A 23220-nucleotide genomic window follows, 5' to 3' on the forward strand; every position below is an offset into this window, starting at 1 on the left:
AAAGACACCATTTTATCTTATGCGCATGACCATGCGCATGCAAGCATTTAACCAATGGCTGTTGTCAGACGCGCCTGCGCTGGCGCTCCGGCACGCCGCAAAGCCAGGGCGTTACACCTTATTGATCTTGCCTTGACGATAGTACGGCAACGCCGTATATTTTGGCAATGCTATTCATCGAAACCTCAACGTTCACCAAGCTATTGCCGAACTACCTCACGGACGAGGAATATCGTGGGCTTCGAACCTACCTCTTGCAGAAGCCGGATGCCGGGGATCTAATCAAAGGCTCTGGTGGCGTTCGTAAAGTTCGATGGGCACCAGCGGGTTCGGGAAAGAGCGGTGGTATCAGAGCCATTTACTACTGGAAGAAGTCTGACCACGAGATATGGATGCTCACGCTGTACAGTAAATCAGAGCGCGTCAGCATTCCTGGCCATACGCTCAAGCAGATAGCGGAGGCAATCAAAAATGGGTGACAGGAACCTTGGGGCAGAGATTCTTGATGGCATCAATGAAATCAAGCAGTTCAAGAAGGGTAAATTGGCTCTACGAACCCATGAGCTATCAGAGCCCTCACCGCCTAAAGTGATCAGGCTGAAGTTGAACATGTCGCAATCTGCGTTTGCCGGTCTTATGGGCGTGAGTGTGCGAACCCTTCAGGATTGGGAGCAGGGTCGGCGTGAACCGCAGGGGCCTGCGGTTGCGCTTCTGCGCATTGCTGAGCAACACCCGGAAGTTTTCAATCAGCTTCACTGACCAAAGTGAGGTGTAACCAGGCCATGCACCGGATGCCAAACCCTCTGCTTCGCTGCGGTTTTGTCACCGGTGATGGCGGGCGTTATGCAATACGTTCGTCTTGACGTACGTACCCAAAAGCGTACACTTAATTAAAAGTTAAACACGCAAGAGGTGCGTCATGACCGGAATCACAGCAACTGAGGCGCGCAGTAACCTTTATCGGTTGATCGATGAGACTGCCGAGTCCCACCAACCAATCGTCATCATGGGTAAGCGGAACAAAGCTGTTCTGGTTTCCGAGGAAGACTGGTCTGCAATTCAGGAAACACTTTACCTGCTCTCCGTACCAGGTATGCGGGAGTCTATTCGTGAGGGGATGGATACCCCCGTGGATGAATGCGATGAGGAGCTGGACTGGTGACATGGAAGTTGGTTTACACCAAGCAAGCCCAGAAAGATGCAAAGAAGTTGGCTTCCAGCGGCCTTAAACCAAAAGCTCAGGAACTTTTAGCGCTGATAGCGGAAGATCCATACCGTAAGCCGCCTCCGTTTGAGAAGCTCATTGGTGATCTTTCGGGGGCCTATTCACGCCGCATTAATATTCAACATCGTCTGGTTTATCAGGTACTGGAAGACGAGCGGGTGGTGAAAGTTCTCAGGCTCTGGAGCCACTACGAATAATGCATAACCAGCCTCTGTTGCCGGACAATTTTTCCACCGCAGCGCGGCTCCAAAATTGCCGCAAAGTTTCGCGTTAGCTGTGATTGCCCCACCTGAAAAGTGATACTATAGTGGCACTTTTAGTCTGATTCAGGGTGAGCCCATGAAAGTTGAGCTGGTTACGAACCTCAAGCGCCAAGCCACAAAGATTCTGGCAGATCTGCACCTGACTAAAGAGCCGATACTGATCACGGAGCACGGTCAGCCATCCGCATACCTTGTCGATGTGCAAGATTACGAGTTTATGCAGCGCCGACTTGAGCTGCTTGAGGGGCTCTCACGAGGAGAGCGGGCTGTACTTGAGGGAAGAACGTACAGTCAAAGTGAGGCCATGGAAAAAATGAGTAAATGGCTGAAGTAATCTGGACGGAGCCCGCCCTTCAAGAACTGGATGCGATCGCTGAGTACATTGCTCTGGATAATCCTGCAGCCGCAAGTCACCTGGTCCAAGAAGTTTTCGATAAGACCGAGCGCTTGGAAGATTTTCCCCAATCCGGACGGATTCCACCAGAGCTCCCTAATTCAGTATACAGGGAGATAGTGGTTCCACCGTGTCGCATTTTTTATCGTGAGGATGATAAGAGAGTTCTCATTCTCTATGTCATGCGAGAGGAGCGACAGCTTCGGGCGTACATGCTTGGGAACAGCTAACCAGGCGCGGCACTCGGATGCCTTTGTCTCCGCTTCGCTACGTCAAAGTCACCGGTGCGCTTCGGCGTTAAAGCTGAAAAGCCGAGTCGTGGCACCTGGTAGCCATCCGTGTCAAAATTGAGTGATATGTGAACGAGAGGTTTTGTCCATGAATCTCCAGAAAATTGAAGACGAGGCGCTCCACCTCCCTAAAGAGGAGCGAGCCCAGTTGATCCAGCGACTGGTGTTGAGTCTGGAGTCTCCGTCAGAAGAAGAGCTCAGGTCCGATTGGTTGCTTGAGGCGCGGCGCAGGGGTGAAGAGCTCGACAATGGCACAGTTCAGGCTGTGTCTGGTGAGGATGTCATGAGGAAGGCTAGAGCACTGATTAAATGAACTATTCTTTTCACCCGGCAGCGGAAGCCGAGTTCCTGGAATCAGTTGGTTATTATGAATCAAAAGTTCCGGGATTGGGTGGTGCCTTTATAGAGGAATTTGAGGCCCTGGCCAATTTAATTGGCGAGTCACCAAAAGCCTGGCAAGCTGAGTTGCCGCCAGATATTCGTAGAGCGCCCCTTCACAGGTTTCCCTTGTCTATCGTTTACCGAGAGAGCCATGATGGTTTTCAGGTTCTGGCTGTTGCCCATGACCGCCGGCGTCCGCAGTACTGGCTGGGAAGGCTTTAACAATCGGCTGCACAGCGACTGATTTTCCGCCGCTTCGCGGCTCCAAACCGGCGCGTGAGCCTGGCGTTATGCAAGGAGGAATCATAAAGCCACGGATTAGTATGATCACTCTGGGCGTGGGTGATATACAGCGGTCGATTGAGTTCTATGAAAGGGGCCTTGGCTTTCCCCGAATGGACTCTCCGCCGGAGGTAGCCTTTTTTACTTTGAACGGCACATGGCTGGGTTTGTACGGTCGTGACGCACTAGCGGAAGATGCGCAGGTAGGTGCAGTTTCCGGTGGCTTTGCTGGGTTCAGTCTGGCGCACAATGTAAGTTCAGAAGGTGAAGTTGACCAGGTCATGTCTCAGGCTGCTTCCGCGGGCGCTGTTGTCACGAAGTCCGCGCGAAAGACGGAGTGGGGTGGCTATGCAGGCTACTTTTCAGACCCTGACGGCTATCTTTGGGAAGTCGCACATAATCCATTGTTCTGGGTCGGTCCTTCCGATAAACCCGCATAACCAGTTGCAGCCGTTTGCCGCTAATCTCATTCGTTAAATGTTTAGAGGGATCTATGGCAGGGTGCGGGTCGCAAAGGTGAAGCGTGAGTATGGCATTAACCAGCCATTCATGTTCGTTCTGCACTTCCCTCTCAGGCCATGGAAGGGGTTCTGATGACTGCTCATTTCGGCTCTTGTCTGTGTGGCACCGTAAGCTTTGAGGTAACAGGTGATTTCGAAAGCTTCTACCTGTGCCATTGTCAACACTGCCAAAAAGATACAGGTTCGGCTCATGCCGCAAACCTGTTCTCGCATTCCGCTACATTGGTCTGGCAGTCGGGTGCAGATGCGGTGACGTGCTTTACGCTGCCAGGCACTCGCCATAACAAGAGCTTTTGCAGGTTGTGTGGTTCAGCATTGCCGAGCACTCAGATCGCAGGTTTGCTTGTCGTTCCCGCAGGGTGTTTGGACACTGAAATTCCTATGCTGCCAACTGCGCATATATTCACATCCAGCAAAGCCGTTTGGGATGAGGGATTAGAGGACGTGCCAAAGTTCGAGGGTCTGCCAGGTTGAAGCACCGCAGCTAATCGGTGGCTGTATTCAGACGCGCCTGCGCTCCCGTTCTGCCGCAGATCAGGCACCGCACTCGCTTTGAACCCTCGCCGTGAACTCACGACGAAGACGCTCGTTCTCCTCGTCGTCCACGTACACCCGTTCGCCGTCGTTGTTGATCCGGTAAATCTTCGACACGCTTTTCAGATACTTCAGGCGGCCGCGCAATTGCTCGCAGCGGGCTTGCCGCTCTTCGGCCGCAGCTTCCTGGCGGGCCTTCGCCTCGTTACGCTCGGCCCGCTGTTTCTCACTCTGTTCCAGGAATTCGTTCACCCTTGCTTTACGTGCACGAGCAGCGGCGTCCTCGTCTACCGGCGCCGGGGTCACTTTGACTTCATCGGAAACGGCGCCCGCCGGTGGCCGGTCGCCAAAATGCGTCTGGCCGTTTTCATCGACCCAGCGGTAGGTGCCTGCTAAGGCGGCGACAGGGGTAGCAAGAAGGCAAAGCAACAGCAGGAAAACGTTCATGGGTTCCCGGTCCTTGAGTGTATAAGTCCTTTTTGAGGATGTTACCTCGAATATTACTGTCTGATTGAGCTACATTCGAGGTTTTCCGGCCACTGACCGCCAAGGACAAGGAGCACCCACCACCATGAAAATAACCAGGAAACACCTCAACGACGCGGTCAGTGAGCAGATCCTTACCTCGCAGCAGGCAGACCGGCTGTATGACTTCCTGGGGCAACAGCCCGGCGTGGGCCCAGCGTTCAACCTCACCAACGTGCTTTACTACCTTGGTGGTCTGATTGCCATCGGTGCCATGACGCTGTTCATGAATCTGGGCTGGGAGGCCTTTGGTGGTTGGGGCATTTTCTTTATCTCGCTGCTGTATGCCGGCGTGGGACTGCTACTGACCGGGCGCTTCCGGTCCATGGACCTGGCCATCCCTGCCGGCATCTGTGCGACCTTTGTGGTAGCACTGACGCCGCTGGCCATCTACGGGTTGCAGTTAGCCCTGGGCGTATGGCCGGATGACAGTGTTTACCGGGACTATCACCGCTACATTCGCTGGCACTGGCTCTATATGGAGATGGGCACACTGGCTGTCGGGGTTGTGCTGGCCTGGATCTATCGCTATTCCTTTATGATCATGCCCATCGCGGTTACCCTCTGGTACCTGTCGATGGATGTTGCCGCCATGCTGATGACCGGGTATTACGACTTCCAGTTCCGTGCGCTGTTCTCCATGTACTTTGGCCTGTTGATGACGCTGACCGCCTTCTGGGTGGATTTCCGATCCCGGTCAACAGCGGATTACGCCTTCTGGCTGTATATCTTTGGTGTTCTGACTTTCTGGGGCGGGATGACGGCGCAGGATTCGAGCAGCGAGTTGTCCCGTTTTCTCTATTTCTCCATCAACCTTCTGATGATCACTATCGGCGTGGTGATTGTCCGGCGGGTCTTCGTAGTCTTCGGCGCGCTGGGTGTGTGTTTTTACCTTGGCCACCTGGCGTGGGAGGTTTTCGAGGATAGCTGGTTTTTCCCGATGGCACTCACGGCCATCGGCCTGCTGATCATCTACCTCGGAGTTTTGTGGCAGAAGAATGAGGAGCCGATTTCCCGGAAAGCCCGGTCTGTGTTGCCAGCCGGGCTCCGGGAGTTGCTGGCAGCCCGGTCTGACTGACACTTTCGGGGACCGTGCTATATTGGGTTCGCACTCCCGCCTCGCTGGCCATGACTGGCCAGCCCATGCGCACAGGAAAGACCGACATGAGCACCGAACGCAGCTCTGATACCACCGGTAGTTCCCCGCGCGAGCCGGGCAATAAGCTGTCTCACCCGCCCCGTTCAGCCGACCTGATCGGTACCAGCCGGCTGATCATTGACGCCTTCGACGGGGTAACAGACATTGTCGAGGTGATGCACCGCAATATTTCCGGGCTCGCGCCGATTATTGGCCCCGGGCGGCCCGGCCCGACCAGGGGGATCACCGGCCTTGTCTACCGCAACATCCGTCGGGTCTCCGCCCTGACCGGCCAGGGCCTTGAGTTCACCCTCAGCCGGTTCGCCCCCATGCTCGCCAACCAGGAATCGACCGCACGGAGGGAGGCCCTTTTAGCCGCCATCAACGGCGTACTCGGGGACTACCTGGTGGCCTCTGCCAATCCTTTGGCGATTCCCATGGAACTGCGATACGGCGGAAGGCGCTTAATGCTGGAGCACCAGGCACTGCTTGCGACCATTCCGCACCCGTCGAACCGCCTGCTGGTCATGGTTCACGGCCTGTGTATGAACGACCGGCAGTGGTTCCGTAACGGCCATGATCATGGCAAGGCGCTGGCCCACGATCTTGGCTTTACACCCTTGTATCTGCGCTACAACAGCGGGCTTGCGGTGCTGGAGAACGGTCGGGATTTCGCCCTGATGCTGGAAGCGCTGATCAGCGAATGGCCGGTACCCGTTGAGAAGCTGGTGATCGTCGGGCACAGCATGGGCGGACTTGTCACCCGCAGCGCGTGCCTGCAGGCGCAGCACGCCGGCTACCACTGGCCAACCCGACTCCGGAAAGTGGTTTTCCTCGGCACCCCTCATCAGGGCGCACCACTGGAACAGCTGGGGAATGGGCTGGAATTCCTTCTGGGGGTCAGCCCTTACAGCGCGCCGATTGGCCGACTTGGTAATATTCGGAGTGCCGGCATCCGTGATCTCCGTGAGGGTACTATTGGCCAGGTTACCGGCCCGGAGCCCGGGAGCAGAAAAGCACCAGAAATCCCTCCCCCCGGCACCCGCTACTACGCTGTTGCGGCAACCATTCGGTCTTCCCCGGCCGCTGCCAGCACGTTGATCCCCGGGGATGGCCTGGTCCCGCTCAGGAGCGCACTTGGCCAGCACCGTGACCCTGCGCGCTGCCTGCCTATCCCGGAATCCCGACAGGCAGTTTTTAATGGCCTGAACCATTTCGACCTGCTCGATAGCCAACCGGTTTACCAGTGCCTGCTGGGATGGGTGACTGAAGACGGAAGCCCTGAAAGTTGAACGGACCGGGTTTTCAACAGGAGGCCGGAAGTTATGGCTGACGACCTCCAAGACATGATGTCGTTTATTGCGGGATCCAATGCGTACCGACTATTGTCGCCGGTAGTACTCGAGGACCTCCCCGCTCCGCGCTGCTTCTACGTGACAACATTCGAGCACTTTTTCCCGGAGCAAGGCCCTGCCCCGGCTGACCCGGCTTTTGGCTGCCGACGGCGACAACCCGGTTTCGCGGGCCCAGGCCGCCACACTGCGGCCTTCAATGGCGGTGGCCAGGAGGGCCTCACTGTATTTTCCGGGCAACTGGTCGATAAACGGCCTGAGGCAAAGTGCAAGGGTTTGTTCAGGGGGCAGTGAGAAAGGCTCCCCCGCCTCAAGATCGTTGGGTATCACTTCGACGGGGCGTTGACGACGGTAGTGGTCAATCAAGGTGTTACGAGCAACACGATACAGCCAGGCCGAAATATTGGCAGGCTGTTCACCTTCCTCGAGCGCCCGGGTTGCTTTTTCGAATACCTCGTGCAGCAGGTCTTCTGCCAGTGACGGGTCATGAACATTGGTACGCAGAAAGCCCAGCAACCCACTACGAAAGGTAAGGTAGGCATCTTCCACGCCCGTTGCGGATCGAGCGACTACCGCCCGATCCGTGGCACCGTTTGTCCCCAGGGTCTGACTATCCACAACAGGTTTTCTCCGCTCCACTGCCTGATGTTCCTGTCGGTTTATCCACGGTTTCCGCCAGCACAGGTGGACTGCCGAAGTGGCGTATTTCGCCCATGGTTACGAAGTGCTCCCAGGGCACGCCCTGAGGGTCCATGAGCCAGTGCTTTTCACTGTTTGCGTAACAGCACTGGGTTGTGCCTTCGTCCAGGATGGCGGCATCCGCATTACGAGCACGCTCGCGCAACCGGGCCAACTCATCACCATCATCCATTTGAAACCCAAAATGATCCAGCCCGGATGAGGCTCCGCGGGTTGAAATAGCGAAGTTGATGCGTGGGTCATCCAACATCCATTTGGCGTAGTCATCTTCCCGGCGACTGGGCGCCTGACCAAACAGGGTGGTATAGAACCGGATATTGGAGTCCAAGTCCTGGACTGACAGGTGCACATGAAAGCGTTTCATCAGATATCTCCGTCTCGTCATTGGTTTGCTGTATCGCTACAGGTAAGACGCAGAGACATCCGGATGGTCGCAGAATTTTCCAATCACCCGCCTTTCACACTCCGATATCCTCGTTCCATAACTCGGGGTTCTCCCGGATAAATTGCTCCATCAGTGCGATGCAGTCCGGGTCATCCAGGACCTCCAGCTCCACACCACGGCTTATCAGCAGGTCTTCTTCACCCCGGAAGCTTTTGTTTTCGCCAATGACCACATGGGGGATGCCATAAAGCAGGATGGCGCCGGAGCACATGGCGCAGGGGGACAGGGTGGTATACAGGGTTGAGCGGGCGTAGACAGCGGCCGGGTGACGACCGGCGTTCTCCAGGGCGTCCATTTCCCCGTGGCGGATAGCACTGCCCAGCTGTACCCGCTGGTTACGACCTGAACCCAGCACCTTGCCATCGCACACCAGTACAGAACCAATGGGAATGCCGCCCTCCGCCATGCCTGCCTCGGCTTCAGCCATTGCCAGTTCCATAAATCGGTCCATAGTGCCTCCGCTATCGGTGGGGTTGTATCGAAGATAGCACACAGCAGTTCACCAGGGCCGGTGTGTTGCGAAAGGCTATCCCGTGCCCTGGCATGGCACCTGGGAGGCATTAATCGACCGTTTCCACCCTGTTGCGGCCTTTCTCCTTGGCCCAGTAAAGGGCCTGATCTGCTCTCTGGATCAGTGAGTTTTCGGGTTCCTGCAGCTTGAGCTCCGCGACACCAATACTGACGGTGATCGGCCCCAGGGGAGACGCCACATCGCTGGCTATGGCAACTCTCAGGCGTTCGGCAAGTTCTTGGGCCTCACCAAGCGCCGTTTCCGGTGTAAGCACAGCAAACTCCTCACCACCCCAGCGGCAGACAATATCGCTCTCCCGGGCAAGCTGTCTCAGCAGGTTCGCCACCTGACGCAGCAGCTCATCGCCAACGGTATGCCCGCACTGGTCATTCACCGGTTTGAAATGGTCAATATCCAGGAACAGCAGGGAAAGGGGGCGCCGGTAACGGGCAGCGGTGGCAATGGCGCCCTTGAACAAGCGGTCGAACCCCCGGCGATTATAGATGTGGGTCAAGTGGTCCCGCTCCGCCGTCCTGCGTTCGGTAAGGTCCCGGACCAGGGCATAAAACCCCATTACGGTGTCGTTGGCGTCATAAACCGGGATGTACTCGGCTTCAACCGGTCGGGGCCCGCCCCTTGAATAGGGGACCGTCATCTCAAAGCGCACTCGCTCCCCGGCCAGGGCTGTGTCCACATAGTGTCGTATTTTGTTGAAGGCGGTTTCGCCCAAAACGTCTTCAACCTTCCTGCCAAGTATCTGGTCCGGATGAACATCGAACCACCGGCTGTAGGCAGCGTTGATTTCGCCATAGCGATACTGGTTGTCCACAAACGAAATCAATATCGGCAGTGCATCGACCAGCAGGGTGCGGCGGTCCTGCTCACTCTTGAACTGGCGCGCATCATACAATGAGGCTGCCAGCACATGGCTGGCCATTTCCAGCAGTTTCAGCTGGTCACGCTGAAAGGCGCCGGGCTCACTGGAGTATACCTTCAGGGCGCCAAAACAATGATCGGCATGGAGCAGGGGCACCAGCATGCCCGAACGGAAACCGGCCTGTTCGGCCTTGTCCTGGTCGACACGGCTATCCTGGTGTACATCCGCACAGAAAATCGGGATCTGTGCCTTGTAGCAGGTTCCTGACAGACTGGCGTCCACTGGTAACCGAAAACCTGCCACCGACCGTGCCCGGCCTGCAACGGCGGTGTACACCAGCATGTCCCCTTCCACTTCCTCGACCGCTGCCGCTTCGGCAGCGGTTGCATCCATGGCTACATCGACCACTTTCTGGCGTAGTACCCTCAGGTCAAGGCCTGCTGTGCCCACCTTGCGCTGCATACTGGCGAGGAGCTCAAGCTGCGCCTGCCGATGTTCCAGCGCACGAGGCTGGGTGAGGTCACGCAGGACGGCAATACGATAAGCGGGGGATTCGGCCGACGCCGGGGAACGGATCGACCACTCCACGTGAAGCGGCGCGCCACCCTTGCGATAATTCAAAACCTCGGTGGGTGTGGTGTTACCCGACCGGAACATGCCCTGCCAGTCGGCAGGCGTGTCCTTACCTTCCAGCAGCGCCGGTGTCTTGCCTAACACCTCGGAAGCCGAATAACCGGTAATGGCGTAAAAGGCTGCATTGGCGTAGACAATCGTTAACGAGGGATAGGGCCCGGTAATGAGCACTCCGTCTGATACCGTTCCCAGAGCGGCCTCAAGCACCGTTGTATCTTTAATGGCAGAAGTCATTGCGGTGTCGCCAGTGCAGGCTAAAGCTGTTGATACGTAGTCACTATATACACCTAAAGTCAAAATAACACAGACAATCACTTGAGAACCCCAGAAAGAAGCAGGGCCAGGCTGGTTTACCGCTCAGCACTTTCCGGTTAGTGTTCAGCGAGCACTGACCGGGGAGACACCATGAGTTTTGCCGCCATCCATGACCGGGCCATTTCACGCAAGGGTGGCCCGGATAGTCTGAGCGCCCTGCTTCCGCGAGTCGCTACGCCGGTCGAACTGACCAGCCTGGGCGATGATCGCTACCTGGCCGAACTTACCCGGTGTGTGTTCCGGGCCGGTTTTGTGTGGCGGGTGATCGACAACAAGTGGCCGGGCTTCGAGGCAGCCTTTGACGGCTTCGTGCCACTTTACTGGCAGCAGGTTCCCCCGGAGGTGCTGGAAAACCTGGCCGGCGATGACCGCATCGTGCGCAACCTGCAGAAAATTCGCACCGTACCCGAGAACGCCCGCATGGTGGTTGAGGCCGCCAGCGAATATGGCAGTTTCGGGAACATGCTCGCCCAGTGGCCATCCGACGACCAGGCCGGGCTGCTGCTATGGCTGAAACGCCACGGCGCCCGCCTTGGCGGCAACACCGCCCAGTACTTTCTGAGGATGGTGGGCTGGGACGGGTTTATCCTGTCACAGGATGTGCTCGCCGTGCTGCGCCTGGAAGGCCTGCTGGATGCCTCACCGGGCAGCAAAAAGGCGCTGCTGCAGGCCCAGAGTGCCTTTAATGACTGGCATCGGGAAACCGGCCTGCCCTACAGCCATCTGTCAAAGATTGCGTCCTGCAGCATCGAGCGTTAAGAGGTTCAGGCGTCTGCGGCTTCGTCTGCATTGAGGAGTTGCGGCTTCTTCAGGGCTTTCTGGAACAGGTCCTTGTTCTCGGCAATGGCCAGCGCGCAGCGATCCGCGGTCTCTTCATCCAGGCCTTCCACCTTGCGAGTGAGGAACTCCCGGATCTCCTCGGACAGTTCCAACACCTTGTCACGGGCATCGGCGTCGGCCTTGTTGGAGAACAGCAGGGTGTCAGGGTGCTTCAGTGCCATGTCCAGCCCATCCTTATCGGAGAAGTAGACTGCTTGTACCGCCATGGGAGTGCCTCGCAGTGATGGTGGGTTAATTGCTGTATGAATTTACAGTAATTATACCGCGGGCACAATGTTTGTGGGAGGGCCCAACCTTCACCGTGAGCGAGCGCTTCCCGACCGTTGCTCAACGGCAGGCAGGATGTACCGCTCCATCAGGGCATCCAGTTTCTGGGTAAACGACGGGGAGGATGGGGGCGACGGGTCCGATGTGATCACGGCGGTCACCGCCAGGTCCGGCACCACATAGAGCATCTGGCCGCCGTAGCCCCGGCCGTAGTAGACCTCATATCCGTGCAGTTCGGTCACAAACCAGCCATAGCCGTACCGGTCATCGGTATAGCGGGATTCACCTCTTGGTTGCCAGGAGGTGTTCACCCAGCCTTCAGGCAGTATCTGTACGCCGCCGTGACGACCGTCATTTCGATACAGCTCGCCGATGGCAAGCAGCGCCAGGGGTGACAGGCGCATGTCATTGCCTCCGAAGTAGATGCCCTGGGGGTCGGTTGGCCAGGAGGGAATGGTGATATCCAGCGGTTCGCCCAGCCACGACCGGGCCAGGACCAGCGTGCTTTTCCCTGTGGTTTCTGTCAGCGCGGCGGAAAGAATATGGTAGCTACCCGTGGAGTACAGCATGTCGCCACCGGGTTCATCTACAAAGGGTTGCGTCAGCGCGTGGTTGACCCAGTTGTCGCTATTCACCCAAGGACCGTAATGCGGACCAGAAGTCCGCTGCAGTCCTGCCTGCATGGAGAGCAGATGGCCGATAGTGATCTTCCGTACCCGCTGATCGGCAGCTGGCGGTACAGAGATCACCTCGGTAATCGGCTGCTCCGGTCCCTCGAAAACACCTTCCCTGACCGCTACCCCCACCAGTGCTGCCATCACCGTCTTGGACAGGGACTTGATATTGACCGCTTTATCCAGCGCCGGGCCGCGCACCACCTCGGCCAACACCGGTTCACCGTCCACGGCAACCAGCACGCCGTGGAGTCTCTCCAGGCTCCGGGCCTCCTCAACGAAGCCATCGATTTCCAGGGGGTTATCCGGGTTGCCGGCCCCCTGGGCGGCGGCGGACGCGAGTAGTAAGCCGGTGAGGGCAAGAATTCGGCGAAGCCAGTGCGGAATCATTAGTTGCTGTCCCTGTTAGCATCATGCTTACAGCTACGACCGTACCACACTGACCGATCAGCCCCCTCCCCTGTTTGATCAGCCAACGATTACCGTCGGGTTGCCGACAACGATAGTGCCGCCATGGACGGTTTTATCGCCAACACGAGCGACCGCCTGGCCGTTGATGAATACGGATGCTGAGCCCTTGGCAATGGTGTCCGCGGGGCCGCGGCAGACGACCTTGTCGCCCACACGGGCAGCAGGCATGCCACCTATCACCACGTTGGAGGAGCCGGCCACAATGGGGCCGCCTATATGGTCTTTCTTTCCGGTTTTATCGGGACAGGTGTGATAACAACTGAGCGTTGCGGCGGGCTTGCCCATCCTGGGGTTCCTCCCTGTGTCGTCCATGATTACGAAGAGCTTTACCGACGAAAGTATATACTGCGTCAGGTGCGGGTCCAATGACCCGGTTGGCAATCCAGGCTTCGGGGCGTCACCGCGGCGGGGAGGCTGGGTCACGGCCTGGCCATAAGGATATCCTCAACCAGCCTTGCCAGCTCAAAGACGTGTTCATCGTGGCGCCCATCTCGGACAGCGCACCGGCCAGTTTCAGCAGGTAGTCCGCATTCGGCCCGCTCGGGCCATGGGAACGGGCAATCTGCTCGGCCATTTCATCCACCGGCGCCGGCCCCAGGAAGGCAGCGTTGTCCGCACCGGCGACGTAGACCAGGCCGTCCACTGATTCCTCCTCGCTGAACCACAAAGGCGTAAAAAACCTCAGGTAGCCGTTCTTTTCACGGTGGTCAAGATGTTCGAAGGTTCGGGGGGATACCCGGTAAGCCACACCCATGCATTCGACTCCCGGAGCCTCCACCAGCGTAGCGACGCGGCCCGGGGACTCCGGGGTACCCCGGTGGTCGTGGGAGCCTTGCCAGAACCGCCGGGCCCAGCCTTCGATGGTGGCAACGCGCTGCTCCAGGTAGGGAAAGTCCACCTTGTAGATCAGCGAGCCATAGCCGAACAACCAGACATCGTCCAGGTGATCCAGGTTATGCCGTTGGCGGTTCAGGGCCGAGGTATCGAGTGCCATGCAATTGCTCCGGAATGCGGTCAATAAGTCGATCCGTGCCACCTGCTGGCGGGACCATCCACCAGACAGGGCGAAAAATGACCAGACAAAGGCTATTCTGCAGCGTTAAGCTTGAACCATCAAAGTCCGGCTGGTGGCCGTGATTGCGAGCCCGGCCTGGGTGATAAGCTGATTGTTGCGGAGGAAGGCCATGAATACGGTGTTCTACACAGAACTGGATTCGCCTGTCGGAACCCTGCTGATCACCAGTAATGGCAACGCCATTACCGGGCTTCATATGGAGGAACAGGCTACCCGACCGGTGATCGGCCAGCACTGGGTGCGGGATGACCAGCGCCTGGATAACGCCAGGTCGCAGCTGGTGGCCTATTTCGAGGGGCAATTACAGCAGTTCGACCTGCCCCTGGCCGGTGCCGGCACGCCGTTTCAGCAGCAGGTGTGGCAGGCCTTGCGGGAGATTCCCTTCGGACACACAGAAACCTATGGTGAGCTGGCCCGGCGGGTTGGCAACGCAAAGGCTTCCCGGGCGGTGGGGCTGGCCAACGGCCGCAATCCCATCGGGATCATTGTGCCCTGTCACCGGGTCATCGGCGCCAACGGTTCGCTGACCGGCTACGCCGGCGGTCTCGAACGCAAGAAATGGCTGCTGGCCCATGAGCAGGCGCACATGGGCCAGTGACGCCGGAGGGGCTCAGTCCCAGACTGGGGCAAAGTCCGGATTGGCGATGCGTTCACCCCGGTCCAGCTCGTCGATGGCGCGGATTTCCTCTTCACTCAGCCGGATTTTCAGGGCATCCAGGTTTTCCGTCTGGTGCTTGGGCCGGGTGGACGATGGAATCGGTACCACGCCCCGGGATACGCACCAGGCAATGGCAATCTGTGCCGGGGTCACGTGGTGGGCAGCCGCAATTTTCTGAAGGGTCTCATCTTCCATCACCTTGCCCACCGCCAGCGGCATATAGCCGGTTACCGGGATGTTGAGCTGCTGGGCATGCTCCACCACCTTACGGTTGGCCAGGAAGGGGTGCACTTCCACCTGGTTGGTAAAGATCGGAGTGTCACCCAGTATGGCCTTCGCCTGGTCCATCTGTGCGCAGGTGAAATTGGAGATACCGATGTGGTCGGTGAGGCCTTCTTTCTGAGCCTCTCTCAATGCCCCCAGGTACTCCTCCATGGGCACTTCGTCACCCGGTGACGGCCAGTGGATCAGAGTCAGGTCCACATGATCGGTTTTCAGCTGCTGCAGGCTCGTCTGCAGGCTGTTGATCAGGTCGCTGCGGTGGTAGTTGTCGAACCAGATCTTGGTGGTGACGAAAATTTCCCGACGGGGAATCCCGCTGGAAGTAATACCGTCGCCCACCTCTGCTTCGTTACGATAGATCTGGGCGGTATCGATATGGCGGTAGCCCAGTGACAGGGCACTGCGGACCGCCTCCCGGGCGTCATCACCTTTCAGACGAAAGGTTCCCATACCGATGGGTGGTAGTGCATCAAAGGGCATAATGTCCTCCTGTCGCGTGGCCCGGCTGTTGCCCTGGCAGGGGCTGCCGAAGGGGCCGTGGAAGTGTGGGGAAAGTCACTAACCTACGATGGGGCTGGGCGGCTGGTTCTGCAAGTCGCCGGATAGCTCCACGAAGGTTACGCAATGGCAATGCCAGCAAGCCCGGCACCATTAACTCAACAACAGCAATACGCCACCGAGGTATAGCACCATAATCGCCACACTCTCGGCGCCGATGCGGCCAATGCCCACCCGCTCCCGGCGTATCAGGCCCATCATCAGGATGCCGGACATGAGGATGGTCAACGCTACCCAGAAGCGGGCGTCGTTACTCATGGCGTGGTAGATCGATCCGTCGCGGTAGGCCAGGTCAGACGCCGCGGTGAACAGGGTATCAAAGGCATTACCACCAATAATGCCGCCTACCGCCAGGGTCAGGGCGCCGCGGCGCACCGCCGCTACCGAGGTAACCAACTCGGGAATGGAAGTGCTGATTGCCGTCAGCATGACGCCAATCACGGTCTGGCCCAGACCGGTTTCCCGGGCGATGGTGGTGGCGGATGGTTCCAGCGCCCAGCCAGCCACCCCCAGCACGGCCATCAGCCCCAGGAACTCGGTCCACAGGCGCACCATGGAAGGCATTTGGGTAGTGTCATCCGGCGTGTCTTCCCGGGTATCCAGGGTAATGGCCGGGCGCCACATGGGGGATTCAGTAGCACCCTGCACCAGTTTCAGGCCATACAGGTAGAAGCCGAACAGCGCCGGTGTGACCGGGTGTATGCCGAACACGGTGATATCCGGCAGCATCGGTGCCAGCATGATCACGGACAGCAGGCAGATCAGCAGTCCGTTCTGCATCATGTTGGGAGCAGAAGCGGCGGCGTGTTCCAGGTTGGCCCGGCGGTAAACCATGTCGGCCACCGCCAGGAAGAAGGTCTGCACGGCAATGCCACCGAGGGCGTTGCTGACCGCCAGCTCGGCGTGGCCGTTCCAGGCTGCAGTAACCGAGAGTACAGAGCCACCGAGGGACGTGGCCGCGCCAAGCAGTACGGCGCCGGCAGCGGCCTCGCCGACGCCGGTACGATCCGCCAGCTGGTCCACCACCCGGGTAATCCGGGTGCCGGCGATGGCGATAACCAGTGCGCAGGCACCGAAAACCATCAGTGCCTGGGCGAGACTCCACTCAGACGGCTCCAGCAGGAACACCGGGGCGGGCTGTCCTTATTGCCCGCGCTTGCGTCGCTCAGTAACCGGCTCGCCACCGATGCCCCAGTTATCCGTGTTCACTTCATCGATAACCACTACGGTGGTGGCCGGGTTCTTGCCCAGCACATCCTGCAGCAGTTTGGTGGCGCCTTCGATCAGGGCTTTCTTGTCATCTGCAGACACGTTCTCGTCGGTAATCTTGATGTTTACGTAGGGCATGTGGGCTGTTTCCTCACAGGGATTGGAAAGAGCTCTCATCCTGCCCCCTCGACCGTGGATTGGCAACACATCAACGGTCACGACACAGGGGCAGCAATGCCAATAACCCCAGTACCGGCCCGAGAACCAGCAACCAGGTGACACCGGTACCCAGGGACTGCCAGTAGTTCGACGTCAGTTCGATGGCGAACACTGTTAGCAAAAAGCCAATACTGTTCATGATGGCCAGGGAGCTGCCCACCGCGTGGCCGGGTGCGGCTTCCGCTGCGAGGGCGGAAAACTGCGGAGAATCGGCGATGACGGCCATACCCCAGACCAGCAGCAGGATCACCGCCAGCCAGGTTGGCACTGCCTCAAACCAGGGCCACAAAAGACACATCAGACCGGACACCCACAGGGCCCCGAACGCCACCCGGGCACTGCCGATCCGGCGGCTGAGCATGCCACCGAGGACGCAGCCCACGGTGCCAGCCGCAATAAAGGCAAAGGCGGTCACCGAAACCAGGGTCCGATCACTCCCCAGCGGGCCCAGGCTTGCAGCCACCAACAAAGGTGCAAGGGCCCAGACCGCATAAAGCTCCCACATGTGGCCGAAGTAACCCAGGGCGGCCGCGCGAAAGCGGGGTTCACGGAAGGAACGAATCACACCGCCCCAGTCGAATCGCCCTGTCGCTGGCAGGCCAGGGCCATCACCAAGACGGGCGATCATCAGGCCGGCAGCAATGGCCAGCACCGAGGACGCCAGCACCACCGGTTGCCAGCCCCAGCCGGGGCTGATGGCCCGCATCAAGTGGGGGAAGGCCGTTCCGAGGGTCAGCATGCCCACCAGCCAGCCCAGGACCAGGCCCTTTTTCTCAGGTGCCCAGCTGGCCACCAGCTTCATGCCCACGGGATAGATGCCTGCAAGACAAAGCCCGGTGACAAACCGCAACGCCAGACCGATTTCCAGGGATGGGGACAACACGAACAAGCCGTTGACCAGGGCTCCGGTGACCGCACTGACCAGGAAAATGCGGCTTGCCCGCCAGCGGTCCGCCAGGCCGGACAGGGCGAAGGCAAGGGTGCCAATGATAAAGCCCAGCTGCACTGAGCCGGTCAGGCGACCCAGGTCTTCCGTGGTTACGCCCCAGGTGTCTGCCAGGCCGGGCAAAACAGCGTTGGGCGTGAACCACAGCGAGGTTCCAAAAAACTGGGCAACAACGATCACCCACAGGGCAGTGCGCGTATTGGCCATGACTGAACAACTCGTCGGTAGCGATGTTATGCCGGGCCAACCAACCCGGCCGGACCATCACACAGGCAAGGAACAATCAAAGCATGTTAACAGCAATCAACCCGGCAATGGTCACCGTGTAGATCAGCCCCAATACCGCCAGCAACCCATCCAGTGACACCATGGCAAGGCCAAACACCGCAATGGCAAAACCAGCAGCGGTGGCCGAGAAGGGGATGATTTCCATCAGCGGCATGGCGCAGGCAATCAGCACACACACGCCACCAAGCAGGTAACTGCCTGGGCGCCTCACCACCAGCACCAGGCGGGGATGGAGCCGGGCATCGACATATTCCGCCGCCGGCTCGATAAACCGAATGCCCCGGAGAAGCTTTTCCGTAGGCAGCGAGCGGTTCATCAGCAACTCTGGCAACCAGAAACCACCGCTGAGCACCAGCATCTGCACCGAGATAAACAGGATCAGCAAGCCGCTGAGGGTTGGCACCCCGGGAATGCCGCTTAATGGTGAGAAAAGCAAGATGCCGATAATCATCAGCACCGGCCCATAGGAACGGCGTCCCACAGTATCAATGATGGCACCAAGGGTTACCCGTGGCCGGCCGGTGGCGGTTTCACTGATGCGGTCGAGCACTTCTCGGAGATTCGCAGGGTCAGTCATGGGCTGGGTGTAGCCAACGCATTGGCCACTGGTTGTTCCTTCCGTTGCTGCTTGATATATCACGATACCGGTTCGGCCTCAGTGGGGAAATGAACCCTTATTCATCTTTCTGTTGCCAGCCTCCACCGATCGCCTTGTAGAGATCTACGGTCGCCTGCAGCCGGGCCAGTCTCAGCTGAACCAGCTGGTCCCGGGTCTGGAACAGCGTGCGCTGGGCGTCCAGCAGGGTCAGCAGTTCATCACTGCCGGCACGATAACGCAAATCGGTCAGCTCCAGGGTCCGCTCTGCCCGCTCACTCACTGTCCGTTGCAGGGCCTCCCTGCGTTGACTGGTCTGTAGCCGGTCCAGTGCATCGTCCGTTTCCTGCAAGGCAGCGAGTATCGCGCCACGGTAATCCTCCGCCAGGGCGCGGCGGCGGGATTCGCTGATGGCGGTCTGGGCGTCCCGCGTGCCCCCGTCGAACAGGTTTTGGGCCAGGGTGATGCTCCAGCCCAGGGTTTCCACCGGATTGGCCAGGCTTGCCAGGTTCGCGGTGCTGGCCCCGGCATTCAGACCAAGGGATACCGACGGTAACCAGGCCGCCCTGGCCTGGGCCAGGTTGGCGTCCGCTGCCTGCAGCTGCGCCTCCGCAATGGCCAGGTCCGGGCGCCGGGTCAGCAGGTCTGAGGGTATTCCCGCATCAACCGCCGGGAGGGTCAGGTCCATCAACGAGTGCGTCCCGGTATCGGCCTCGAATCCCAGCGGTGACACGCCAACCAGCCAGCCAGCGCTGACCGGGTCTGCCGGTATTCCAGCGTAATGGGTTCAAGGCCTGCCCGCTGGTTGAGCACTTCGGTCTGCTGGCGCACCAACTCGGCGCGGCTGGCGGCACCGTTGCGATAGCGGGCGTCGACAATGTCTTCAGTGCGTTCGGCGATGGCCAGGTTCTCCCGGGCGACCCGCAACTGCTCGTCCAGCGCCATCAGGCGGAACCAGGTGGTGGCGACGCTGCTGGCCAGGGACAGGCGGGCGCTGTCGTATTCAAACACCGTGGCCCTGTAACCGGCTTCCGCTTCATCCCGTGCGGCCGCCAGCCGGCCCCAGAGGTCCAGCTCGTAACTCACATTGAGGCTGGCGGAGGTAGACTCACTTCGGTTTTCGGAGCCGCCATCATCCGTGGTCCGCTCGCCGGTGCTGCCACTGAGGTTCAGGGACGGGAACAGGCTGCTGCCGGCCACCCGCACCTGCTGTTCTGCCTGGAACACCCGCTCAGCCGTCACTGCCAGGTTCGGGCTACCGGCAAAGGCCTGCCCAATCAGTTGATCGAGTTGCTCTGAACCGAACGCCTGCCACCACTGCTCATCCGGTGCCTTGGCACCTGCCGTCAGCGGTACATTCCATCGCTCATCTGCCCGCAACTCCGGGCGCTCAATCGGTGAGGTGGTGGCACAGCCTGCGAGGGCGACGATGACCCCCGTAACCGCAGCCGTTCTGAAAAAAATGTTCAACATCCGGTTCCCCTATTCCGTCGCCAGTGCCGTGACCGGATCCAGCCGCGATGCCTTGCGGGCTGGCAGATAGCCGAACAGCAGCCCGGTACCGAAGGCGCAGCTGAAGGCCAGCACCACCGGCATCAGTGAGTAACTGACCGGTGTTCCCAATTCATTGATCGTGGCCGCGGCCCCCAGCCCCAACGCGACGCCGATCAGCCCGCCAAGGGCCGATACCGCCAGGGCTTCGAGCAGGAACTGCTGCAGGATATGGCGGGTGCGGGTTCCGGTGGCCATGCGAACCCCGATTTCCCGGGTACGTTCGGTGACGCTCACCAGCATGATGTTCATCACCCCGATACCGCCTACCAGCAGTGATATGGCCGCCACCGACCCCAGCAGCCAGGTGAAGGTGTCCTGGGTTTCGGAAACGGTGTCGATCAGCGAGGCCATGTTGCGGATCTGGAAGTCCTCCACGCCGTGGCGCTGGAGTAGCAGCTGATGTACCTGGGCCTGCACCTCGTCCATCAGGGTCGTATCGTCCACGGCGATGGTCACGTTGCGCAGGTGGCGCTGCCCGAAGAGGCGCATGCTCCCGGTGGTGTAGGGCACAAACACCACGTCGTCCTGGTCCTGGCCCATGGGCGATGCGCCCCGCTCGCTCATTACACCAACCACCTGGAACAGCACGTTATTCATCAGAATGTAGTGGCCCAACGGGTCCTGCTGGCCAAACAGTGCCTCTGCCGTGGTCTGGCCCAGCACAGCCACCAGCGCGTATTCACCCTCGTCGGCCTGGTTGAAAAAACTGCCCCGCTGCACCGGCCACTGGCGGGCGACAGGGAACTGCCAGAAGGTGGCGTTCACCTCCGCCTGGTGGTCGGCGTTGTCATAGCGCAGGGTCTGGCTGCCGGTCAGTTCCGGAATCGCCGCAGTTATATTGGGCAAGGTGTTGATGGCATCCACATCCTCCGGCACCAGGGTGGTGATGTTCCAGCCGCCGCGCCGTTGCCCCGGCGCACCCGGGCGAACCAGCAGCAGGTTGCTTCCCATGGCGCTGATGCGCTCTACCACCTGCTCCCGTGCGCCGTCGCCGATGGCGAGCATGGTGATTACCGAGGCTACGCCGATCACGATCCCCAGGAGGGTCAGCGCTGTGCGGAACAGGTTGCCGGTCATGGACCGCAGCGCGGTACGTGCACCCTGATAAAACTCCCGGAATAATGAGGGCGAGTGCCGCAAGGGTTCCCGTTGCAGCGGCTTTCGCTGGTGTGAGGTATCGGGGCCGGGGTCGCTGATGATCTGGCCGTCGGCGATTTCGATGCGCCGGTGGGCGTGGTCCGCCACGTTGCTGTCGTGGGTGATCAGGATGATGGTGTAGCCTTCATTGGAGAGTTCCTGCAACAGGGCCATGACTTCCCGGCCACTCTGGCTGTCGAGGGCCCCGGTGGGCTCGTCTGCCAGGATGATTTCACCACCGTTCATCAGGGCACGGGCAATGGAAACCCGTTGCTGCTGACCGCCTGAGAGCTGGCCCGGGCGATGCTCCCTACGCTCATCCAGCCCCAGCCGTGCCAGCAGCTCCCTGGCGCGGTCCTGCCGTTGCCCTCGTTTCAGGCTGGCGTAGCTGGCGGGCATTTCCACGTTCTCGCAGGCCGAAATGCCCGGCAGCAGGTTATAACTCTGGAACACGAACCCGAAAGCTTCCCGACGCAGGCGGGCCAGGCCGTCACTATCCAGGGCGGAGACGTCCTCGCCATCAAACCGATACTCACCACTGGTGGGCCGGTCCAGGCAACCGAGGATGTTCATCAGGGTGGATTTGCCGGACCCCGAGGCACCCATAATGGCCACAAACTCCCCCCGGTGGATGGTCAGGTTGATGCCCCGCAGCACCGGTACCGCCACTTCACCGTTGTAATAGGTGCGGGTGATGTTCCGCAATTCGATCAGTGCTGTGGTCACGGTCAGAACCTCATGCCGACCATGCGCCGTGCACGGCTGTCATCGCCCTGCCCGCCCGCGGTTCGCGGACTGCTGACAATCCGCTCACCCTCCTCAAGGCCATCAAGGATTTCCGCCTGCACCCGGTTGGTTACGCCCACGGTTACCTGGCGCTCACGGGGTTCACCGTCTTCACCCACCACCTGGACGGTGGCCTGTGGTCCCCGTTGCTGCAGCGCGGTTACCGGTACCAGCAGCGCGTCCCTGGCGGCGTTGTTGATGAAGAACACCTGGGCCGTCATCTGGGTCATCAGACGGCCTTCGGCATTAGGTACCTCGAATACGGCGTTGTAGAGCACCACGTTGTTTTCCACGGTGGGTGTGGGTTCCAGCCGGTCCAGGGTGCTTTCCCAGCGGCGCTGCTGGCTGCCCAGGGTGGTGAAGTATACCGGCATGCCCGGTCGCAACTTGCCGATATCCGCTTCGGACACCTGGGCCTCCACCGTCATGGTCGACAGATCGGCGATGCGCATCAGAACCGGCGTCTGCTGGTTGGTGTTGAGGGTCTGGCCCTGGCGGGCCTCGATGGAGACCACGGTACCGTCCATGGGGGCGTAGATCTTGGCGTATTCCAGGTTGGCCTCTTCCGCCCGCAGGGTGGATTCGGTCTGCTGGATCTGGGCGCTGATGGCTTCAATCTGGGCGTGGGCGGAACGTAGCGCGGCTTCCGCCACCTGGGCGGCTTCGCGACTGGTGGCTTCCTCTTTCAACAGGTTCTGCTGGCGGCGGTGCTGAATCTGCGCCAGGGTGAGCTGGGCTTCCCGTTCCATCAGCTGGGCCTGCTGATTGCGCAGCTGAGCGCGGGTGGCATCAACCCGGGCCACGTAGACTGTCGGGTCAATTTCGGCCAGCAGGTCGCCCTTGCGAACCTGGTCGCCGGTGCGCACATGGATAATGTCGAGCTGGCCGGAAACCTGGGCTCCCACGTCCACATAGTCCCGGGGCTGCAGAACACCGGTGGCCGTCACCAGGTCTTCCAGGTCGCCCCGCTCCACCGGAACGGTCAGTAATGAGGGCTGGGCGGCCGGCCGGTCGACATACCACCAGGCGGCAACCAGAGAGCCAATGACCAATACCAACAGCAGAAACCCGCCAAACCGCTTGTACCAACCGCCCGTTACCGGCGCTGCCATGTTCCATCCTCACTCGTGGTCCTTTAAACCAGGATGGATTATCGGTAATGCAATGTCGGCATAATAGGGCGAAACCAGGGGTTTACACGGCTTTTACATCGGTTGACGAACCTCATCGCTGCATTCCCCTGGAATACTGCAGAACGCGGGTCGAAACTGGCCCG

General features: G+C 59.6%; 32 protein-coding genes. 14 read left to right on the plus strand and 18 right to left on the minus strand.

From position 1 onward, the window contains the following. Positions 1–167: 167 nt before the first annotated feature. The 10 genes from LJ360_RS18795 to LJ360_RS18840 all read left to right on the plus strand — a co-directional run bounded on the left by LJ360_RS18795 (position 168) and on the right by LJ360_RS18840 (position 3830). Positions 168–479: a type II toxin-antitoxin system RelE/ParE family toxin gene (locus LJ360_RS18795; RefSeq protein ID WP_091853968.1), complete on the plus strand. Its 312-nt coding sequence runs from the start codon at positions 168–170 to the stop codon at positions 477–479. Next, complete coding sequence (locus LJ360_RS18800) at positions 472–759, plus strand: helix-turn-helix domain-containing protein (protein ID WP_012137897.1); 288 nt, start codon at positions 472–474, stop codon at positions 757–759. The genes LJ360_RS18795 and LJ360_RS18800 overlap by 8 nt, the downstream gene beginning before the upstream one ends. 160 nt (positions 760–919) lie before the next feature. Continuing rightward, complete coding sequence (locus LJ360_RS18805; RefSeq protein ID WP_058092928.1) at positions 920–1162, plus strand: type II toxin-antitoxin system Phd/YefM family antitoxin; 243 nt, start codon at positions 920–922, stop codon at positions 1160–1162. Then, positions 1159–1422 carry a Txe/YoeB family addiction module toxin gene (locus tag LJ360_RS18810; protein ID WP_091853965.1) on the plus strand — a complete coding sequence of 88 codons (264 nt, stop codon included), beginning with the start codon at positions 1159–1161 and terminating at the stop codon, positions 1420–1422. The genes LJ360_RS18805 and LJ360_RS18810 overlap by 4 nt, the downstream gene beginning before the upstream one ends. Before the next feature lie 142 nt (positions 1423–1564). Beyond that, complete coding sequence (locus LJ360_RS18815; protein WP_091853963.1) at positions 1565–1822, plus strand: type II toxin-antitoxin system Phd/YefM family antitoxin; 258 nt, start codon at positions 1565–1567, stop codon at positions 1820–1822. After that, positions 1810–2112, plus strand: a complete 303-nt coding sequence (locus LJ360_RS18820) for a type II toxin-antitoxin system RelE/ParE family toxin (protein WP_091853961.1) — start codon at positions 1810–1812, stop codon at positions 2110–2112. Before LJ360_RS18815 ends, LJ360_RS18820 begins: the two co-directional genes overlap by 13 nt. A 148-nt stretch (positions 2113–2260) precedes the next feature. Beyond that, a complete protein-coding gene (locus tag LJ360_RS18825) occupies positions 2261–2485 on the plus strand; it encodes an addiction module protein (protein ID WP_091853959.1) in 225 nt (74 codons plus the stop codon). After that, complete coding sequence (locus tag LJ360_RS18830) at positions 2482–2775, plus strand: type II toxin-antitoxin system RelE/ParE family toxin (protein ID WP_091853957.1); 294 nt, start codon at positions 2482–2484, stop codon at positions 2773–2775. The genes LJ360_RS18825 and LJ360_RS18830 overlap by 4 nt, the downstream gene beginning before the upstream one ends. A gap of 101 nt (positions 2776–2876) precedes the next feature. After that, on the plus strand, positions 2877–3275 hold the full coding sequence (locus LJ360_RS18835) for a VOC family protein (protein ID WP_264994740.1): 399 nt from the start codon (positions 2877–2879) through the stop codon (positions 3273–3275). A gap of 153 nt (positions 3276–3428) precedes the next feature. Further along, positions 3429–3830: a GFA family protein gene (locus LJ360_RS18840; protein WP_264994741.1), complete on the plus strand. Its 402-nt coding sequence runs from the start codon at positions 3429–3431 to the stop codon at positions 3828–3830. A gap of 60 nt (positions 3831–3890) precedes the next feature. Here LJ360_RS18840 and LJ360_RS18845 read toward each other — a convergent pair whose 3' ends face one another. Further along, positions 3891–4337 (minus strand): DUF4124 domain-containing protein, encoded by a 447-nt coding sequence (locus tag LJ360_RS18845; protein ID WP_177186078.1) that lies wholly within the window; start codon positions 4335–4337, stop codon positions 3891–3893. A gap of 124 nt (positions 4338–4461) precedes the next feature. On the opposite strand from LJ360_RS18845, the gene LJ360_RS18850 reads away from it, so the two are divergent. Beyond that, on the plus strand, positions 4462–5493 hold the full coding sequence (locus LJ360_RS18850) for a DUF2157 domain-containing protein (RefSeq protein WP_091853951.1): 1032 nt from the start codon (positions 4462–4464) through the stop codon (positions 5491–5493). Positions 5494–5579: 86 nt separating this feature from the next. After that, positions 5580–6845 (plus strand): esterase/lipase family protein, encoded by a 1266-nt coding sequence (locus LJ360_RS18855; RefSeq protein ID WP_091853949.1) that lies wholly within the window; start codon positions 5580–5582, stop codon positions 6843–6845. Positions 6846–6935: 90 nt separating this feature from the next. Here the strand turns inward: LJ360_RS18855 and LJ360_RS18860 are convergent, their stop codons facing one another. The 4 genes from LJ360_RS18860 to LJ360_RS18875 form a co-directional block, all read right to left on the minus strand. Beyond that, complete coding sequence (locus LJ360_RS18860) at positions 6936–7523, minus strand: sigma-70 family RNA polymerase sigma factor (RefSeq protein ID WP_177186077.1); 588 nt, start codon at positions 7521–7523, stop codon at positions 6936–6938. After that, positions 7516–7968 carry an ArsI/CadI family heavy metal resistance metalloenzyme gene (locus LJ360_RS18865; RefSeq protein ID WP_091853946.1) on the minus strand — a complete coding sequence of 151 codons (453 nt, stop codon included), beginning with the start codon at positions 7966–7968 and terminating at the stop codon, positions 7516–7518. Before LJ360_RS18865 ends, LJ360_RS18860 begins: the two co-directional genes overlap by 8 nt. Before the next feature lie 94 nt (positions 7969–8062). Beyond that, a complete protein-coding gene (locus tag LJ360_RS18870) occupies positions 8063–8500 on the minus strand; it encodes a nucleoside deaminase (protein ID WP_091853944.1) in 438 nt (145 codons plus the stop codon). 109 nt (positions 8501–8609) lie between these two features. After that, a complete protein-coding gene (locus LJ360_RS18875) occupies positions 8610–10304 on the minus strand; it encodes a diguanylate cyclase (protein WP_264994742.1) in 1695 nt (564 codons plus the stop codon). A 171-nt stretch (positions 10305–10475) separates the two neighbouring features. Here LJ360_RS18875 and LJ360_RS18880 point away from each other — a divergent pair, with 171 nt between their 5' ends. After that, positions 10476–11144: a DNA-3-methyladenine glycosylase I gene (locus tag LJ360_RS18880; RefSeq protein WP_264994743.1), complete on the plus strand. Its 669-nt coding sequence runs from the start codon at positions 10476–10478 to the stop codon at positions 11142–11144. A 5-nt stretch (positions 11145–11149) separates the two neighbouring features. Here LJ360_RS18880 and LJ360_RS18885 read toward each other — a convergent pair whose 3' ends face one another. The 4 genes from LJ360_RS18885 to LJ360_RS18900 form a co-directional block, all read right to left on the minus strand. Further along, positions 11150–11431 (minus strand): YebG family protein, encoded by a 282-nt coding sequence (locus LJ360_RS18885; protein ID WP_091853937.1) that lies wholly within the window; start codon positions 11429–11431, stop codon positions 11150–11152. Between the two features lie 90 nt (positions 11432–11521). Next, positions 11522–12556, minus strand: coding sequence for a serine hydrolase domain-containing protein (locus LJ360_RS18890; protein ID WP_264994744.1), 1035 nt, complete (start codon positions 12554–12556; stop codon positions 11522–11524). Positions 12557–12634: 78 nt separating this feature from the next. Beyond that, positions 12635–12922: a PAAR domain-containing protein gene (locus LJ360_RS18895; protein ID WP_264994745.1), complete on the minus strand. Its 288-nt coding sequence runs from the start codon at positions 12920–12922 to the stop codon at positions 12635–12637. A 112-nt stretch (positions 12923–13034) separates the two neighbouring features. Continuing rightward, positions 13035–13631 (minus strand): gamma-glutamylcyclotransferase, encoded by a 597-nt coding sequence (locus tag LJ360_RS18900; RefSeq protein ID WP_264994746.1) that lies wholly within the window; start codon positions 13629–13631, stop codon positions 13035–13037. A gap of 190 nt (positions 13632–13821) precedes the next feature. On the opposite strand from LJ360_RS18900, the gene LJ360_RS18905 reads away from it, so the two are divergent. After that, positions 13822–14310: a methylated-DNA--[protein]-cysteine S-methyltransferase gene (locus LJ360_RS18905; protein ID WP_264994747.1), complete on the plus strand. Its 489-nt coding sequence runs from the start codon at positions 13822–13824 to the stop codon at positions 14308–14310. 12 nt (positions 14311–14322) lie between these two features. Here LJ360_RS18905 and dkgB read toward each other — a convergent pair whose 3' ends face one another. The 9 genes from dkgB to LJ360_RS18950 form a co-directional block, all read right to left on the minus strand. Continuing rightward, entirely contained in the window at positions 14323–15132 is an 810-nt protein-coding gene (gene dkgB / locus LJ360_RS18910) for a 2,5-didehydrogluconate reductase DkgB (RefSeq protein ID WP_264994748.1), read from the minus strand. 171 nt (positions 15133–15303) lie between these two features. Further along, positions 15304–16338: a sodium:calcium antiporter gene (locus LJ360_RS18915; RefSeq protein WP_264994749.1), complete on the minus strand. Its 1035-nt coding sequence runs from the start codon at positions 16336–16338 to the stop codon at positions 15304–15306. A 15-nt stretch (positions 16339–16353) separates the two neighbouring features. After that, complete coding sequence (locus LJ360_RS18920) at positions 16354–16557, minus strand: 2-hydroxymuconate tautomerase family protein (RefSeq protein ID WP_091853924.1); 204 nt, start codon at positions 16555–16557, stop codon at positions 16354–16356. Positions 16558–16627: 70 nt separating this feature from the next. Continuing rightward, complete coding sequence (locus tag LJ360_RS18925; protein WP_264994750.1) at positions 16628–17791, minus strand: MFS transporter; 1164 nt, start codon at positions 17789–17791, stop codon at positions 16628–16630. Positions 17792–17867: 76 nt separating this feature from the next. Beyond that, positions 17868–18449 carry an exopolysaccharide biosynthesis protein gene (locus tag LJ360_RS18930; RefSeq protein ID WP_091853920.1) on the minus strand — a complete coding sequence of 194 codons (582 nt, stop codon included), beginning with the start codon at positions 18447–18449 and terminating at the stop codon, positions 17868–17870. A gap of 97 nt (positions 18450–18546) precedes the next feature. After that, positions 18547–19155: a TolC family protein gene (locus LJ360_RS18935; RefSeq protein WP_264994751.1), complete on the minus strand. Its 609-nt coding sequence runs from the start codon at positions 19153–19155 to the stop codon at positions 18547–18549. Continuing rightward, positions 19155–19940, minus strand: coding sequence for a TolC family protein (locus LJ360_RS18940; protein WP_264994752.1), 786 nt, complete (start codon positions 19938–19940; stop codon positions 19155–19157). Before LJ360_RS18940 ends, LJ360_RS18935 begins: the two co-directional genes overlap by 1 nt. Before the next feature lie 9 nt (positions 19941–19949). Then, a complete protein-coding gene (locus tag LJ360_RS18945; protein ID WP_264994753.1) occupies positions 19950–21884 on the minus strand; it encodes a MacB family efflux pump subunit in 1935 nt (644 codons plus the stop codon). A gap of 2 nt (positions 21885–21886) precedes the next feature. Continuing rightward, positions 21887–23056, minus strand: a complete 1170-nt coding sequence (locus LJ360_RS18950) for an efflux RND transporter periplasmic adaptor subunit (protein WP_264994754.1) — start codon at positions 23054–23056, stop codon at positions 21887–21889. Between the last annotated feature and the right edge of the window lie 164 nt (positions 23057–23220).

This window comes from Marinobacter sp. AN1 (genome assembly GCF_026013985.1).
Classification (GTDB): Bacteria; Pseudomonadota; Gammaproteobacteria; order Pseudomonadales; family Oleiphilaceae; genus Marinobacter; species Marinobacter segnicrescens.